Below are 16,601 nucleotides of genomic sequence, written 5' to 3'. Positions count from 1 at the left end.
AAAGGGGGTGTGCGCCAGCGCCGCGAAAGGGGCTGATCATTCGGTCCGACCGACCGGTGATCGCAGGTCGTTCGGAAGAGGCTCGCGGTTGTGTAGCCAGGACGCTGGAATGCCGTTGTCGGCCCGTCCGGTGTAGGCGGCGACGATGCCGCCGACGATGGCGGCCGTGGTGTCCATGTCGCCGCCGGCCTCGATACACGCCAGGATGGCCGCTCGATAGTCGTGAAGATGCGTCGCGGCGACCCACAACGCGAACGGAACGGTGTCTTGCGCCAGGACCTGTGAGCCGTTGCCCAACTCGTAGGCGGCCTCGGCGACACTGACACCCAGCAGACGCCGCGCGCGGACGATGCCGGCATAGGTACGGCAGGGCACCAGGTAGGCCAGTACCGCATCCAGGTAGTCCCGCGGTGCGGGACGATCCTGAACCTGCCGTGCCCAGCCGGCTTCGGCGGCGGCCACCGCGACCGCGGCGGCGCCCAGCACCGCTTCGGCGTGGGCATGGGTGACCTCGGCCGAGCGCATACCTTCCAGCGCCGCCGTACGGGAATCACCGGCGTGCCAGGCTCCCAATGGTGCGACGCGCATCGCGGCGCCGTTGCCCATCGATCCCTGGCCGCCAAACGCGGCCTCGGCGGCCGCGCGCCAGCCGATGCCGTTGCGGATGCTTCGCAGGATGACCACCGCGCCGCCGCCGTAGCCACGGTACGGATCGAAACGCTCGGCGAACGTGGCGGCCAGGGCGTCCTGATGCACGTGGTCGTATCGACGCAGGACCTCGACCAGGCAGCAGGCCATCTCGGTGTCATCGGTCCACGGCCACGCCTGCTCAGGTGCATGGCTGCCATCCAGAATTCCCAGCGAGGTGCCGGGAACGAAGAACTGGGCGCCGACTGCGTCGCCGACAGACAGCCCATCCAAACTGTCCAAACACAGGGTCCAACTGGTCATGTCGCACGCAATCCTGCCATGCGAACCCCAGACCCGACGACCGGTCCGGCGCCGGGTCTCCGCTCAGATCGGTCAACGGCGCACCCGATAGCGCAGGTGAAGCACCCGGTTGCCCTGAATCATCACGTCGGGATCCTCCAGCAGGTGCTGTGCGTCGACCGAGCCGAAGTAGCGCTTGCCGGACCCGAACACGACGGGTGCGACGTCCATGCGTACCTCGTCGACCAGACCCGCGGCAAGCGCCTGGCCACCGACGTCGCCGGCGGCGACCTCGACTATGCGGTCACCCGCGAGCTCCTGCGCCTTGGCCACCGCTGCCTCGACGCCGTCGACGAAGTGGAACGGCGCCTCGGGGTCCCAGCCCTCGGGCGGCGGCCGGTGCGTCACGACGACGACGTGGTCGATGCCGCTTGGAGGCTTTCCGTCCCAGCCGTCCGTCAGGTCGAAGACGTGGCGGCCGGCGATTGTCGTCCCGATCTCGTCCCAGTACGCCCGGGTGTAGTCGCGGGACGTCGGCGACACCTTCAATACGCCACTCTCGTCCAAGGGGACCTCACCGCTGGTCAACCAGTCGAACAGCGGTCCGGGCTGGTCGTTCTCGTCCGCGATGAAACCGTCCACCGACACCGAGGCGTACATGACTACTTTGCCCACGGGGCTCTCCTCTGCTTTGCGATACCCCCAAATTAGTGCGTCGTGAGCTGTTGTTCTTGTAAGAAATCAATCGGCCGGCAGCGGCCAGCCGTCGAGCGTGTGGCCGGGATGTTCGCGCAGGAACCGCCGCCGGACTTCGAGGTACCGGGTCGGCGTGAGCCCGGTGAACGCCCGGAACTCGTGGACGAAGTGGGCCTGGTCGAAGTAGCCTGCGCCACCGGCCAGGTCGCCCCAGTCGATCGGTCCGGCGGGGTTGATCGCGAACACGGTGGCGGTGAATCGGTAGGTGCGGGCCAGCCGCTTGGGCGTGATGCCGACGAGCTCCTTGAACCGCTGTGCCAGATGAGTGCTGCTGACACCGGCTGTCACGCTCAGGTCGCCGATCGTCACCGCCCCACCGTTCGCCGCGATGACGCCGCTCGTATGGCGGACCAGCCCCAGGCCGGCGGTCTCGCACAGCCGTCGCATCAGCTCCTCCTCGAGCAGAGTCAGCATCTCGCGCGGTCCGTGCGCCGTGGCCAGCCGGTCTCGTAGCTCAGAAATGGCTGAGCGGCCCCATACCTGCTCTACCGTGACCGGCCGGTCACACAGCTCGGCCGCCGGCATCGGCAGGAATGGCGCCAGCCCCCACGGCTTGAAGTGCACGCCGACGGACCGGGTCCGGAGTGGGTAGCCGAACTCCCACGCACGGGTGGGCATGGTGACCACGCAGCCGTCGGCGTACTCGGCCGTCTCGATGTCGGTGCTGGCGCGGACGCGGAACGGCGCCCCGAGGTTGACGATGAGCAACGCCGACGGCGCCGGCGGCAGCGTCAGCCGGGCGTACGGCGACGCACCCTCCAGGTAGTAGAGGTCGTCGATCAGCCCGTCCAGCGGCGGCCGCGGCACTCTGGACACGTACTCCACCCACACAGCATCGCCCACGCCCGGGCTAGAGAGTTTTCGGGGCGCCCCACCATCCAGGGGTGATGGGGCGCGGAGTCCGAACGAGCCTCGTCGGTCAGGCTAGCTTCACGCGCTCCCACTCGAAGTTCCCGTTACCCGAATCCCACCACATTTGCGGCCAGCCGAAACCACCACCGGTCGAGGCCGCGGTGAACAGCGCCGACCGGCTGTTGTCGTAGTTGTAAAGGAGCCCGACGTCCATCCGGCCGTCGCCGGTGTGGTCGCCGACGGTGAGTTTGACGCGCTCCCACTCGAAGTTGCCCACGCCCGAGTCCCACCACGCCTGCGGCCAACCAAAACCGGTGCCGGTAGAAGTGGCCACGAACAACGCAGACCGAGCGTTGCCATAGTTGTACAGCAAACCGCCATCCGCCCGACCATCACCGGTGAAGTCACCCGACACCAGCTTCACGCGCTCCCACTCGAAATTCCCACTACCCGAATCCCACCACGCCTGCGGCCAACCAAAACCAGTGCCAGTAGAAGCCGCCACAAACAACGCAGACCGAGCGTTGCCATAGTTGTACAGCAGACCGGCGTCGGCGCGGCCGTCGTTGTTGTAGTCGCCGACGGTGAGCTTGACCCGCTCCCACTCGAAGTTGCCGACACCCGAGTCCCACCACATCTGCGGCCAACCGAACCCACTACCGGTAGAAGCGGCCACGAACAACGCCGAGCGGCCGCTGCCGTAGTTGTACAGCAGACCGGCGTCCGCCCGGCCGTCACCGGTAAAATCCCCGGCCACCACCTTCGTGCGCTCCGCTTCGAAGTTGCCCACACCGGAGTCCCACCACATCTGCGGCCAACCAAAACCAGTGCCGGTAGAAGCCGCCACGAACAGCGCCGACCGGGCATTGCCGTAGTTGTAGAGCATGCCGACGTCGCCGCGCCCGTCGCCGGTGAAGTCGCCGCGCAGGTGCACCGACTGCCCGTCGGCGACGCCCTGTACCGGCTGCCCGCAGTTGCGGCTGATTCGGGTCACCGCTGGCGACTGCGGCTCGCCGGCCGGGTAGCCGTCCGTGGTGATGCCGGACGGAACACCGTCGAACCAGGACTCGACCTTGCTTCCGTCGCGTCGCTGCTCATAGTGCAGGTGCGGGCCCGAGCTTGCACCGGTGCTGCCCACCCGCCCGATCTGCTGGCCCTGCGCGACCACCTGGCCGACCCGCACCGGCGGGTACTCGATCATGTGCAGGTACAGCGTCTGCCACCCGTTGCCGTGGTCGATCCGGACGTAGTAGCCGCCGCCCTTGGACAGGTCCGGGTCGTCCTGCCCGGCGCGGACGACCGTGCCTCCGAACGAGGCGAGGATGGGACGTCCGTTGGTCGTGCCGGTCGTTGCCGTCATGTCAATGTCGTAGTCGTCATGCCCCGGATACGTGCCCAGCCGCCATGATTCGCCGCAGGGGAACGGCAACTGGAACAGAGGCCGCGGCCCGGCCGCCTGTGCGGCCGGCGCTGCCACGACCGCCGCGATGAGGACGCAGACCGCCGACAGGAATATGACCGGCCACCGTAGGCGGCCGCGCGGGTTGATGGACATGGAGCCTCTCCTTTTCTGTAGGGGGAACCGCCACGCCGGCCAGGAGGCAGGCATGTGGGCACGGTGCGGCCACCGCATGGCCGCGGTCGGGATGGGGCGTGTGAAGGGTCGAGCGCTAGACGCAGCTACCGCAGAACGGTCGATCGCTGGTCTGGAGCCACGTGAAGAGGGCGCCGGTGAACCGTGGATCGTCGTTCGGGATCGGAACGGCGGCCGGGAGGCCGTAGACCTCACCGGAACCGATGCAGGCGACCGGATCTGCTCGCATCAGCTCCGGTTCCTGAGTGGACGGTCGTAAATTGTTGACGACACAGGCCGCCCAGGTGTCGAGCCGACCGTCCCACGTCTCGAACGAGAAGGTGACGGTGGTGCTGGCGTGGGCGAGGGGGACGGTCCGCGAACACCGGTCCGGGCCCGCCAGCGAGAACGACCAGTGACCCAGCGGCTGGCGCGAAGCCGCTCGACCACCTTGGCCGCGGGCCGGGCCGTCCACACTGGAGTTTGCTCTGACCGCCGTCGCGAGCCAGCGGTGAGGGCACCGTCCTCGTGCAGCTCCGCCAGCGCGGCGGTCACTCTCCAGCGCGCCAACGACGGAAGCGCCGCACCTACCGGCAACGACGCGCTCCTGGCAAATACACCACCCATCGTCATCCTCCCCCGTGGTGATGCGGCCATACAACCACGCACTCCGATGGAGCGGATCCGCTGTCCGATTTCTGAGCCCCAATTTTCTGTAAAGCGCAACCGCCGCCGAGCCGGGCAGCGCTTCCGCGGCGTTATTGCGCGCGTCGCTGTGGCCGCCGGTGACCGGCGAGGATCAAGCAATGAGGGTGCCATCAGTGACTCCCCCGTGGATCGTTACGCTCGTGTGTGGAGCATCCGGCGTCGGCAAATCGAGCGTCGCGATCCCGCTGGCCCGCCGGTACGGGGTGCCGCTCGCCGAGGCCGATGACATAGTGACCGCACTCAAGGCACTGACGACGCCTGAACAAGCACCGATGTTGCACCTCTGGGATACCCACCCTGGAGCACGGAGGTGGACACCAGCACGCATCGTCGAGCACACGATCGCTGTCGCGGAGGAGATGCACCGCGGGTTCGAAGCCGTCATCGCCGACCATATCGAGTTTGCGACGCCGGTTGTCATGGAGGGCGACTACCTACTGCCAGATTTGATCACCGGATTCGGTGACGCCGTCAGGGCGGTGGTCGTCTCTGAGCCGGATGAGAGTCGGATCGTCGCGAACTTCCTGTCCCGTGAGCCTGGCGAAGATCACAGGTTCCGCGCCAGTGTGAGCACGCAGATGGACGCGGAGCTGTCGGCTCGGGCAGCACGGGTGGGCGTTCCCGTCGTTCCTGCTTGGCCGCGGTCGGACGGCCTCGGTCGAGTTGACGCGGCGCTCGCATCCGGTGCGGAACCGCCTCGCTAGGGAAGACGTCACTTCAGCGGCCCCAGCACGGCGGCTGGAACTGACTGAGCCGCGTCGCCACGCCACGTGTGATACTGACCTGGTGACTGCACGGAACCGTGCGGGAATGGCACGTTGACGAGGGCTGGGGAGTCATCGACTCCGACGCCACTCCTGGCGGATGCTGGGCCCACTTCGGCACCGTCCTGATGAGCGGTTACCGCTCCCTCAGCCCCGGTCAGCCGGTTTCGTTCGAGTTCGAGACCGAGTGGCAAGACGGATACGACTACCGGGCCGTCGCCGTCTGGACCGGCAATGATCGCCCGGCGACTCCCGCCCGTCAGAAGCCCTCGGCGGCCTACCACAGCATCCTGCGCCTCGAGTTCGATGCACCAGCAGACGGCGAGGCCACAGACCGTGTAGAGCGACCGCTGCAAGAGCCTGGTAACCAGTAGACGGTGGCGGCGTGGTGCCTGGAAAAAGGAGCAGGAGCTGCTCGAACGCCAGCCGGCCCTGCCGGACGGCGAGCCCCGGGCCGAAGAGACGAAGCGGATGATCGACCGCGGCGGGCGGCTGGCCGGCACGGTCGTCGCTGTCATGCCGCCACTGTCCCCGCCCAGCAGTGATCGCGGCGGATGTGGGTAGCCAATTGGCGATGACGTTTGCCATCGTACGGCCCGTGACACGGCATCTACGATGACCTGGTGTGTGGGAGCCCAGGGGTGCGATACCCCTGGGCTCCCGAACTTAGAGGGTCAGCGCCCAGGAGTCGATGGTGCCCACACTGTCGCTGTTGTTCCGGACTTGCAGGGTCCAGGTCCCGTTACGCGTCTGGGCGGACAGATTGACAGGGTAGATCACGTCTATGTCATCGGCGCTGCCACCGTTGTAATCGTGCACAACGTAGGTGGAGCCCTCGGACGAGACGAGAGTGATTCGTATGCTGCCGCTGCTCGGATGGAGGATGCGAACCCCCATCGTCGAGAGCTTCGACGCGTCGCCGGAGCACCCGGAGAGCGTGATTGCCGAGGTCACGGTGAACTTCGCGGGGATAGGCACGTCGCTGGCGTTGCTAGCGGCGCAAGGCGGTGGCGCGGAGTCGCTCAGGTCCAGCCTCCACGAGTCGATCGTGCCCGAATGCGCATCCGAGGTGTTCTGCACCCGTAGTTTCCAGGTGCCTCCAGCGTATTCGCCGGAAAGGTCGACGGTGTAGGTCCGGATGAGATCGGCCCCGCCGCCCGAACGGTTGTGCAGCGGGTAGGCGGTGCCGTCGGGGGCGATCAGCGAGACAACCAGGTCGCTGATGGAAGGGTGGGCGATGTCGACCGCCACCACAGAACGGGCGGTGGCTTTGGGCGCGCTCTGCCCGTCCAATACGCAGCCTGAGACGGTGATCGGAGCTTCCACAGTGGACAGATCGCCGATCGCCGTATCGGTGTCAGCGGTGGCGACGCACGCCGGGTACTCCGACCCGGTCAGGTCCAGCGCCCACGAGTCGATCGTGCCTTGATACGAAAGGTATTCTCTGGCGTCCTGTACCCGAAGTTTCCACGTGCCGGTGGCCGCCTCGCCGGAAAGGTTGACACTGTAGGTCTGGTTGAGATCGGTGCCTCCGCCAGAGAAGATGGCTTGTTGCAGCATATAGGCGGTGCCGTCCGGGGCGACCAGCGACACCATGATGTCAACTGTGTAGGGGTGGGCGATACGGACCTCGACCATCGAGCGCACGCCGGCCGTGCCCGCACAGCCCGAGAGGGATATCGATGACTCCACGGTGACCCGGTCGGGGATGGTCACGTCGGCGTCGTTGGACCCCGCGCATGCCGGCGCGGCCCCGTCCAGGTTCAGCGCCCACGAGTCGATCATGCCCACTCTCGGATCCATGGCGTCCCGGACTCGAAGCCGCCAGGTGCCGTTGGCCACCTTGCCGAAGAGGTTGACGGTGTAGATCTGGTGGATGTTCTTGCTGTCGGTGCCCCACTGGTTGTGCAGCGGATAGGTGGTGCCATCCGGGGCCACCAGCGAGACGATCAGATCCCAGATCGAGGGGTGGACGATACGGACCTCGACCGTGGAACTGGAGCTGGCGATCCCCGCACAACCCGAGATGGTCATCGGAGACTCTACAGTGGACTTGTCGGGCACCGTGACGTCCGTGCCGTTGGTCTGCGAACATCCCGGCAGCGCGTTCACGGTGAGGGCGAACGTGGTGACTTGAGTCGCGCCGGGCCCGGTTCCGGTGACGGCCACGGTATATGTGCCGCCAGCGGTGGAACCGCTCGTTGCGATCGTCATCGTTGACACGCCGCCGTCGGAGCCGATCGAAGCCGGGCTGAATACCGCGTTGGCGCCCGCGGGCAGGCCCTGGACGGTCAGGTCCACCGTCTGGGCCGCGCCGAAGGTCCGGGTCGACGTGATTGTCGAGGTGACCGAGGAGCCGGCGTCGACCGAGCCGGAGCTCGGCGACGCTGTGAGGTGGAAGTCGTTGTCTGGGCAGGGCGGATCGTTGCCGACCACGTTGACCGAGGCCCAGGCCGCCTGCACCGCCCGGTACTCCGTCGAGCACCGTCCAAACAGGTCAGTCGTGGCGCTGAGGGTGTGGGTGCGCGAGTTATTGGCGGGGTTGCCGGGGTTGACGTATTGAGTGGTCGATGTGAAGTAGATATCGAGGGCGCGGTACCAGATCTTCTCCGCCTTCGAGCGGCCGATGCCGGTCACCGGGGGCGCGGAACCGCAGACCGGGCTCGTGCCGTAAGGCGTCGCGCCGGTGCCTTCGGCCAGGTTGAAGTAGAAATGGTTGGCCACGCCAGACGAGTAGTGCACATCGAGGTTTTGGGTGGTGGTCGACCAGCAGCTGTGTGAGTGGCCGTCCAGCGACGGGTTGTACATGTAGCGCAGCGGTTTTCCGTCGCCGTCGATGTTGATCTTCTCGCCGATCTCGTAGTCGCCCGGGTCGGAGGCGGCGGCGGCATAGAACTCCACCATGTTGCCGAAGATGTCGCTCGAGGCTTCGTTGAGCCCACCGGACTCGCCGTAGTAGTTCAGGCCCACGAGTGCCTCGGTCACGCCGTGCGACATCTCATGTCCGGCAACGTCAAGGGAGACAAGCGGTCTGGCGTTCTCCAGGCCGTCGCCGTAGGTCATCTGCAAGCCGTCCCAGAACGCGTTGGCGTAGCCGTCGCCGTAGTGGACCCGGCTGGGGACGCCCTTTCCGTCACCGAAGACGCCGTTGCGCCCGTGGACGTTGAGAAAGTAGTCGAACGTCTTGGCCGCACCGAAGTGGGCGTCGACCGCAGCGCTCTGACGGTTGTTGTTCGCGCCAGTCCCCCACGCGTTGTCGACGTCGGTGAAGGTGACACAGGTCGTCGTCCCGTTGTTCATGTCGCATGTGGAGCCGCCGGCTCGTGACGGGTCGATCATCGAGTACAGGCCGCCTGACTCGGTCGTGTCGATCGCGACCGTGCCGGCGTAGAGGCTGTCGCCGGTGCCGTGGACCGACTCGATCTCATCGAATGAGCCGATCAGCGCGCCGCTGTGGGCGTCGGTGATGACGTGCAGCACCGACGGCGTCTGGCCGTCGGTGGCCCACCCTCGCACAACGGTCTCGTAGGCTAGGCGGCCGTCGCCTCTGCTCGCGTCGATGAACAGCTCGGCCCGGCCGGTCTCGGTTATGGTGCCCGTGAACGCGGCCTTCGCCGCTTCGGCGGCGGCCGTCGCCTTGATGCTCGCCTTGGTAGGCAGTGACAGCGGCCGGTTCAGCCCGACCGACACCCCGCCGTAGCTCCCGTCCGCCTTGGTGTGCACGACGAAGTCGCCGCCGTAGACCCGAAGGCCACGATACGTCCGCGTGTAGCGTACGTGCTGCGCCCCACCGCGGTCTACTTTGGACCGCTGAAGATGGTAGGCATCGTCTTTGGCGCTGCGGACGTCGGCCGGATGCGCCGATACGGCTTGCGCCGCACGATCGGCAACCGAGGGTTCCGGTCGCGCCGCAAGGCTTGACGATGCGACAACCGCCACGAACGCGCCGGTGAGCACCGGCACGCAAAGGACGGCAAGGGGTCGTTTCAATGGGTCCCTCCCCGGACTCAGAACAGGTACGGCGGAAAGCCTGGGAAGCTCCCGCCGACCGGAGAGTCAGGGTAGACCAGCGAGTCCCGCACAGCCCGTTGTGCAAAAGAGCTGACGTTCCGTCACGCTCCCACGTCTTGAAGCCAAAGTCATCACGGCTACGATGCGCGCTGTGACGGATGAGGATCGTCGGCACGACAAGCTTCGCGCCTCGGGCGCCGAACGGCAGCGGGCCGCCGAGGTCCTGGCCACCGCGTTGCGGGAGGGTCGGCTCGACGCGCAGGAGTACGACAACCGGTCCCGCGCGGTGCGGGAGGCCAAGTCCGTCGGGGAACTCAACCAGCTTGTCGCCGACCTGCCCAGCCAGCTCGGCGTCCGGGAATGGGTTGCTCACCTACGGATCCGGCAGGCCGACCGGGATCAGGTGGCCCGCTGGCTCGGCGACGCCCAGGGCGAAGGCAGATTGACCGAGGCCGAGCACGAGCGGCGGCTCACCGACCTCGCCTCCGCCGTCACGTACACGGATCTCATGAAGCTGGCGGACGGCGTACCCGGGCCGCCGGACGCACCGCGCGACGCCCTCCTGGTCTCGGACCTGGACCGGCAGGCGGTTCTGGACGGGTTGGCGGCGGCCCTGGCCGACGGCATGATCACCGCTGACGAGCACCGCGACCTGCGAGCCTCGGCGCGACGGGCCAAACGGTACCGGCAGCTCGACGCGCTGGCCATCGACCTGGATGCGCGGGCCGACCCTGCCGAGCGGGCGCGGGCGGTGCGCCGCCTGGACCAGGCCCATGCCGACGGGCAGTTGGACGCGGCCGAGCACGCCAAGCGGATCGGCGCCGCCCGGGCCGCGACCCGCGACGCCGAGCTGGACGACCTGCTGGCGGACCTGACCGCGACGGCCGGTAGCCGGGCGGCGGCCGGGTCGTTGCTGTCGCTGAACCGCCGGCACCGGCTCGCCGACGCCGAGCGCGAGCAGGCCGCGCAGGAGCTGCGGCACGCGCTGGACGACGGCCGGCTCACCCTCGACGAGTACGACGAGCGGGTCCAGAAGGCGTACGCGGCCGGGACCGCGGGAGAGCTGCGACCGCTGCTGAAGGACCTGCTGGCTCCCGCCGCCGGCAAGCCGTCGGCGCCCACGGCGGGTCAGCGCAAGAGCTGGTGGATCGCGGGCGCCACCACCGCGGCCATCATCGCGGTCGTGGCGGGCATCATCGTGTACCGCTCCGGCGAGGGCGATGGCAGCGGCGGCGCCCCAGCGGTTACCGGTGGCGCACCCGAGCTCGGCGTTGTGTGGTCGGCGCCGCTCGACCGTCCCTCCGATGTGGAGGGCGAGGGAAGCTGGATCACGGACCGCACGGTCATCCGGGCGCGCACCGACAGGATGACCGCCTACGACCTCGCGGACGGCCACGTCGTCTGGACCTTCCCTGTTCCGGCCGACCACAAGCTCTGCGGGATGAGCCGCACCATCGACCGGAACCTCGGCCTGATCGCCTACGGACCGGAGGGGAGGTACTACTGCCCCACCGTCGCCGCGCTCGACCTCGGCACCGGGCGTCCACTGTGGCAACGGCAGCGGCCGGAGGCAGCGGAGTTCAACAACACCTACTTCTACGCCGACGAGATCGCTCTCGCCGGGGATGTCGCGGTGCTGCGCGAGGCGCACGCCTTCCTCGCGGTCGACGCGCGGGCCAACACGCAGCGGTGGCGGCTCCCGGTGGCGAAGGGCTGCCGGCCGTACTCCGTCACCGCCAGCGGCGCGGTCGCCGCTCTGCTGACCGCGTGCGACGACCGGAGTGCCCAACTCGCCCTCGTCGACGCCGCGTCGGGCCGTGAGCAGTGGCGCGCGCCGCTGCGCCTGAGCCCCGACGACAAGGGCCAGAACGCGAGCGGCCGGAAACCGACCGTGGTGCTTTCCGTCGACCCAATGGTGGTTCGGACCAGCGACGAGAACGGCGCGTTCATCTCGTTCGACAGCCAGGGCAAACGCCGCGCGACCATCCCGCAGAACCAGCCGGACCTGGACCTCGCGCGCGACGAGTTCCCCAGCTGGACCGCGCGCCCCGGCTACCAGACCACCGTGGTCGACGACGTCCTGATCGTGCCGGCGAACAAACCGGGCCAGACCGACACGGGCCTCGCCGGGTTCTCACTCGCCGACGGCCGCCGGCTATGGGTCACCGACGTGGCGTCGCTCGCCGGCATTGGTGGCGCGGCCGGGACTGTTCTCGCGACCAGCAAGCCGATTCTCGCCGAAGCGGAACTCCGCACGCTGTCCATCCAGGACGGCGCGGTCACGTCGACGAGGAAAATCGGCATGCCCGATGAGATCGGCCTGTCCGGCGACTTCGACCTGTGGAATGTTGGCGACCGATACATCTTCGCCAACTACGCAGGCACCCAATCCCCGCCCGTCACCGTCATCGGCCCCCGCCCCTGACCACAGTTGTGTGGCCGCGGAGGGTGAGGCCGCGGGAGCAGCGGTCTCGCGGGCCTGCTGCTGCGGCGCGCCTGCGACCTGCTGACCGGATTCCCCAGTCGCCCCACCGCCGAACTCATCGCCGGCATCCGCGAACCACCGCCGGCGATATCAGAGAGATCGCCCGCACCGTACACAACACCGCACTGCTGATGATCCCGCACGCCATCAGGCAGCAACCGCCCGGTTTCGAGGCCGCACCCACACTGTCCCGCTTCTCCGTCACAGGCAGGCGGTACCGATCACGGGGCGGCCAGCGGGTCGCGCTCGTCCACGGCACCGACGGCGTCACCCTCACCTCAACGCAGGGACCGGCCACTGTCCTGTTTGACCAGTGCACCGCCATGCTCCGGTACGCCGACGGCGGCCGCCACCTGTATGGCATCGATGGGATCCCCGTCCAGGTCGAGCCCACGTTCTTTGTAATCCCGACCGCTGCGCTGACGCGCATCGACGATGCGGTACCAGCCAACGCGATCGTCGACCTGCCGGCCCGTGAGCCAGCCAACATTCCCAAACCGTCGCGCCTTGCCGGGCTACGCGCCCGCCTGCGCGCGCCGTCGATGCTGTGGCGAATCCCGCCAGATCGCTTCACCTTCCTCAGGGGAGGCGGTGGCTCATACCTGCTGACCATCGCGCTGCTCGGCGCCTTGGCCACCCTGTTTCCTCTCGGGATCGCGCTGGACCAACCCACACTCGGTGCCGCTGGCATGATGTGCGGCGTCGCCCTCATCTGGCGATGGCACCGCAACGACTACTGGTGAGCGAACCGCCAGCCGAGGTCAAACGGGTACAAGCTGTCGCGCTCGGGCCGCGCACGTCCCACCACACCACATCGAGGCCGCGGCTCGATCCTCGACATCCTCCGCGACGCCGACTCCCGCGACAAGGCAGAGATCTACAGCCAGCTCGGGCTGCGACTGTCCTTCGTGTCCTGCCGGGCAACCGAAGGATCATCGGACGGTGGCCGTTCCACGTCGAGGACCGACACGCCGAATCCACAAAGGACAACACTCATGGGCCGCCGGGGTCGCGGGCGGCACGGGGCAGCAACGGCGTAAGCAGTGCGGCGAGCAGGAAGACGGCCGCGTTGTACCAGAGGGCCTTCGTGGCCGCGTCGGCAAACGACCGGGCGGCGGCCGCCGGGTCGCCGGTGCTCTCGTTGGTGAGTGCGAACAGCAGCGTGCCCACGACCGCGACGCCGACCGCGGCGCCGAACTGCAGCACCGCGTTCGTCACGCCGGAGCCGGCACCGGCGCTGCGGTCCGGCACAGCCGCGAGCACCACCGTGGTCAGGATGGAGACGCACAGGCCCATGCCGAGCCCCATCACCAGGATCGGCAGCGCGAGCTGCCAGAACGAGACGCTGGTGCCGGCCGCTGAGAAAATCAGGATCAGCAGCACCATGCCGGCGGTGAGCACCGACAGGCCAACCTGGATGAGACGCCGGCCGTGCGTGGTCGCGAACCGCTGGGCCACCCCGGTGGTGAGGAAGATACCGACCGGAAATCCGAGGCCGGTGAGCGCGGTGCGCATCGGCGACCAGCCGAAGCCGACCAGCAGCGCGTAGTTGAGCACGAGGAACAGCGACGCCAGCCCGGAGAAGAGGACCAGCAGCACGATCAGGCCGACCACGAACGAGCGGTGACGCAGCAAGTCGGGCGGGACCAGCGCGGAACCGTCCAGCCGGTCGCGGCGCCGCTGCGACCGGTAGAAGAGCAGCAGTAGGGGTACGGCCGCGACGAGGATGACGAACATCCACACCGGCCAGCCCTCCTCCCGGCCCTGGATCAGCGGGTACATGAGAGCGAACGAGGTGAGGCTTATCAGCGCGATGCCGGTGAAGTCCATCCGAAGTGGAGTGTCTGATTTGGACTCTGGAATATACTTGAGTGCGCCGAAGAACGCGATGACACCGATCGGGACGTTGACGTAGAAGATGGCCCGCCACTGCAGGTCGAAGAGGCTGTACTCGGTGAAGACCGCGCCGAGCAGCGGGCCGCTCACGTTGGCGAGGCTCAGGGTGGCGCCGTACAGCGCGAATGCCTTTGCCCGTTCCTGCCGCGCGAACATGATCATTATGACGGAGATGACCTGCGGCACCATCAGCGCGGCGGTGACGCCCTGCGCGAGCCGGGCGGCGACGAGCATGCCCGCCGTCGTCGCGGCACCGCAGGCGATCGAGGCCACCGTGAAGCCGGTGATGCCGATCAGAAAGATCCGCTTGCGCCCGTAGATGTCGCCGAGCCGCCCGCCGGTGATCAGCGCCAGCGCGAAGGTCAGCGAGTAGCCGGCCAAAATCCACTGCGCGGCGGCGTACCCGGCGTCGAGGTCGGACTGGATTTGCGGCAGCGCGATGCTGACGATGGTGCCGTCGACGAGGTCCATGAACGCGGCGGTCAGCACGAAGCCGAGCGCCAGCCAGCGTCGCTGGACCGTGCGCGGCGGGCTCTGATCGAGAGTCATGTGAGTCCCAGCGGGTTTGGTAGGCTGAAGATCTAACGAAAGCTGAGAGATTCATATCTCGACTCTCTCGCTTTTAGAGACTTTAGGACGGTGATGGACCCGTGTCAACCGAAACGGGGCACCCGGCGCTGGTCGCGGCGCTCTACGAGGAGCAGCGACTGGCCGCCAACCGGGCGGTCCTGTTCCACACCGCGATGGCCACCCGCGCCGGCATCAACATCACCGACGTGAGCTGCCTCGGCGTGCTGGACAAGGAGGGGGCGATGACCGCTGGCGAGCTCGCCCGGCGTGTTGGCGTCTCCCGGGGCGGCGCCATCACGGCCGTGCTTGACCGGCTGGAGCGGGCCGGCTTCCTGCGCCGCCGCCGCGACGCCGCCGACCGGCGCAAGGTGATGGTGGAACTGGTGCGCGAAGACGCCTACCAGGCCCTGCAGGGCACGCTCGACGCGTTCAGCAGGTCCTACCGCGAACTGATCGAGCGGTACACGGAACAGGAGCTGCGGCTGCTGCTCGACTTCAGCCGCCGCGCCAACGAGCTCGTCGAGGGGCAGACCACCGCGCTGCTGGCGAACGAGCCGGCACCGGCCGCCCCCGCCGGGAGCGAGCCGGTGCCGGCCTCGAGTTAGCGCGCCGCCGTCGCCGCGCCGCGCACGGCGAGGACCTGGTCGGTGGTCACGGTCATCGCACACCGGCGGGCCGCGTACGCGAGGGCCAGCCGGTGGTCGTCCGCGGTGAAGTCGGCGACCGCGTCGGCGACGAGAAAGGGCTGGATATCGGCCGTGAACGCGTCACACGCCGTCATCAGGCAGCCGACGTGGGCGTACACGCCACAGATGATCAGCTGGTCGCGGCCGCGCCCGCGGACCAGCGACTCCAGCTCGGTACGGGCGAACGCGCTGTACCGCCACTTGGTGATCACCGCCTCGCCAGCCGCCGGTCGCAGCTCCGGCACGATCTCACGGCTGCGTGGGTCGGTGGTCATGCCCGGCCCCCAGAAGTCCCGCAACAGCCCCCGCTGTGCCGGAGTCATGCCACCGGGCTGCGCCGAGTACACCACCGGTACGCCCCGGTGCCGCGCCCAGTCGCGCAGCCGCGCGACGTTGGCGAGCAGGTCCGTCCGGGGTGACGCACCGGCCGGAAAGAACTCGACGAAGTACCGCTGCATGTCGTGCACCAGCAGCACCGCCCGATCCGGGTCGGCGCGCCAGGACACCTGGTTCTCCGGCAGCTCGGCCGCCACCGGCATGGAGTACGGCGTGATCGCCGGAATGCCCATCGTCGTTCCCTTCCCCCTCACGCCACGAGCGCGGCGCCACCGTCGACGTACAACTCCTGCATGGTGATGTGGCCAGCCCGGTCGGAGGCGAGGAAGCGCACCGCCTCGGCCACGTCTTCCGGTGTGGCGAGCTTCCCCAGTGGGATGCCGACCCGGAAGGCCGCCGGCGAGCCCGCGATGACGGCGGCGGAACCGTCGACCGCGCCCCAGTACGCCCGCTGCATCGGCGTGTCGGTGGAGCCCGGCGAGACGACGTTGCACCGGATGCCGTACGGGGCCAGCTCCAACCCGAGGCACTTGGTGAACAGCGACGTGGCCGCCTTCGACGAGGCGTACGCGGCCATGCCCACCCTCGGCACCCCGGTCGCGTTCGAGCTGACCGTCACGATCCGCCCGGACCGGCGCGGCACCATGCGCCGCGCCACCGCCCGGGAGAAGTGGAATACCCCGCCGAGGTTGACGGCGAACACCCGGTCCCAGTCCTCGTCGCTGACCTCGATCACCGGACCGGTGCGCAGGACGCCCGCGACGTTCACCAGCAGCGTGACCGGCCCGAGCTCCTCCTCGACCCGCTTGACCGTCGCGTCGACCTCGGCGCTGTCGCTCACGTCCGCCGGGTAGGCGACGATCCGGCCGCCGCTGCCGAGCCGTTCCACCGTCTCCCGCAACCGCTCGCCGTTGCAGTCGACGGCGGCGACCGCCGCGCCGTCCCGCACCATCGCGCGGGCCACGGCGGCGCCGATGCCCTGTGCCGCGCCGGTCACCACCGCGACTTCGTCAGGCGTACCCATGACGCAACTC

14 protein-coding genes are annotated in these 16,601 nt (G+C 68.4%); 5 read left to right on the top strand and 9 right to left on the bottom strand.

The genetic code is table 11. The features are described from left to right. Positions 1-36: 36 nt before the first annotated feature. From QMG73_RS26325 to QMG73_RS26305, 5 genes are all read right to left on the bottom strand, one after another. Positions 37-951 carry an ADP-ribosylglycohydrolase family protein gene (locus tag QMG73_RS26325; RefSeq protein WP_281900010.1) on the bottom strand — a complete coding sequence of 305 codons (915 nt, stop codon included), beginning with the start codon at positions 949-951 and terminating at the stop codon, positions 37-39. 72 nt (positions 952-1,023) lie between these two features. After that, on the bottom strand, positions 1,024-1,605 hold the full coding sequence (locus tag QMG73_RS26320; protein WP_281900008.1) for a dihydrofolate reductase family protein: 582 nt from the start codon (positions 1,603-1,605) through the stop codon (positions 1,024-1,026). Positions 1,606-1,671: 66 nt separating this feature from the next. Next, positions 1,672-2,502 carry a helix-turn-helix domain-containing protein gene (locus tag QMG73_RS26315; RefSeq protein ID WP_281900006.1) on the bottom strand — a complete coding sequence of 277 codons (831 nt, stop codon included), beginning with the start codon at positions 2,500-2,502 and terminating at the stop codon, positions 1,672-1,674. A gap of 103 nt (positions 2,503-2,605) precedes the next feature. Next, positions 2,606-4,093 (bottom strand): M23 family metallopeptidase, encoded by a 1,488-nt coding sequence (locus tag QMG73_RS26310; RefSeq protein WP_281900004.1) that lies wholly within the window; start codon positions 4,091-4,093, stop codon positions 2,606-2,608. Between the two features lie 115 nt (positions 4,094-4,208). Then, positions 4,209-4,586 (bottom strand): hypothetical protein, encoded by a 378-nt coding sequence (locus QMG73_RS26305; RefSeq protein ID WP_281900002.1) that lies wholly within the window; start codon positions 4,584-4,586, stop codon positions 4,209-4,211. A gap of 331 nt (positions 4,587-4,917) precedes the next feature. Between QMG73_RS26305 and QMG73_RS26300 the strand changes: the two genes are divergently transcribed. Both QMG73_RS26300 and QMG73_RS26295 read left to right on the top strand, forming a co-directional pair. After that, a complete protein-coding gene (locus QMG73_RS26300; RefSeq protein ID WP_281900000.1) occupies positions 4,918-5,523 on the top strand; it encodes an isopentenyl transferase family protein in 606 nt (201 codons plus the stop codon). 98 nt (positions 5,524-5,621) lie between these two features. Further along, the gene (locus tag QMG73_RS26295; RefSeq protein WP_281899999.1) at positions 5,622-5,957 is read left to right on the top strand and encodes a cold-shock protein; all 336 of its coding nucleotides are present in this window, start codon (positions 5,622-5,624) and stop codon (positions 5,955-5,957) included. A gap of 292 nt (positions 5,958-6,249) precedes the next feature. On the opposite strand, the gene QMG73_RS26290 is transcribed toward QMG73_RS26295, so the two are convergent. Continuing rightward, positions 6,250-9,522, bottom strand: coding sequence for a proprotein convertase P-domain-containing protein (locus tag QMG73_RS26290; protein ID WP_309299527.1), 3,273 nt, complete (start codon positions 9,520-9,522; stop codon positions 6,250-6,252). Between the two features lie 223 nt (positions 9,523-9,745). Here QMG73_RS26290 and QMG73_RS26285 point away from each other — a divergent pair, with 223 nt between their 5' ends. Beyond that, positions 9,746-12,019: a DUF1707 domain-containing protein gene (locus QMG73_RS26285; protein WP_281899996.1), complete on the top strand. Its 2,274-nt coding sequence runs from the start codon at positions 9,746-9,748 to the stop codon at positions 12,017-12,019. Positions 12,020-12,210: 191 nt separating this feature from the next. Beyond that, positions 12,211-12,822, top strand: coding sequence for a hypothetical protein (locus QMG73_RS26280; protein WP_281899994.1), 612 nt, complete (start codon positions 12,211-12,213; stop codon positions 12,820-12,822). 250 nt (positions 12,823-13,072) lie between these two features. Here QMG73_RS26280 and QMG73_RS26275 read toward each other — a convergent pair whose 3' ends face one another. Further along, complete coding sequence (locus QMG73_RS26275) at positions 13,073-14,524, bottom strand: MFS transporter (protein WP_281899992.1); 1,452 nt, start codon at positions 14,522-14,524, stop codon at positions 13,073-13,075. A 101-nt stretch (positions 14,525-14,625) separates the two neighbouring features. Between QMG73_RS26275 and QMG73_RS26270 the strand changes: the two genes are divergently transcribed. Continuing rightward, positions 14,626-15,150, top strand: coding sequence for a MarR family transcriptional regulator (locus QMG73_RS26270; protein ID WP_281899991.1), 525 nt, complete (start codon positions 14,626-14,628; stop codon positions 15,148-15,150). Here QMG73_RS26270 and QMG73_RS26265 read toward each other — a convergent pair. Further along, positions 15,147-15,800 (bottom strand): isochorismatase family protein, encoded by a 654-nt coding sequence (locus tag QMG73_RS26265; protein WP_281899989.1) that lies wholly within the window; start codon positions 15,798-15,800, stop codon positions 15,147-15,149. The genes QMG73_RS26270 and QMG73_RS26265 overlap by 4 nt on opposite strands. 17 nt (positions 15,801-15,817) lie before the next feature. After that, entirely contained in the window at positions 15,818-16,591 is a 774-nt protein-coding gene (locus QMG73_RS26260; RefSeq protein ID WP_281899987.1) for a 2,3-dihydro-2,3-dihydroxybenzoate dehydrogenase, read from the bottom strand. Positions 16,592-16,601 lie beyond the last annotated feature (10 nt).

Origin of the sequence: Phytohabitans aurantiacus (assembly GCF_027923225.1) — a bacterium.
In the GTDB taxonomy this organism is placed as follows: Bacteria; Actinomycetota; Actinomycetes; order Mycobacteriales; family Micromonosporaceae; genus Phytohabitans; species Phytohabitans aurantiacus.
This window is presented reverse-complemented; position numbering and strand designations above follow the sequence as displayed.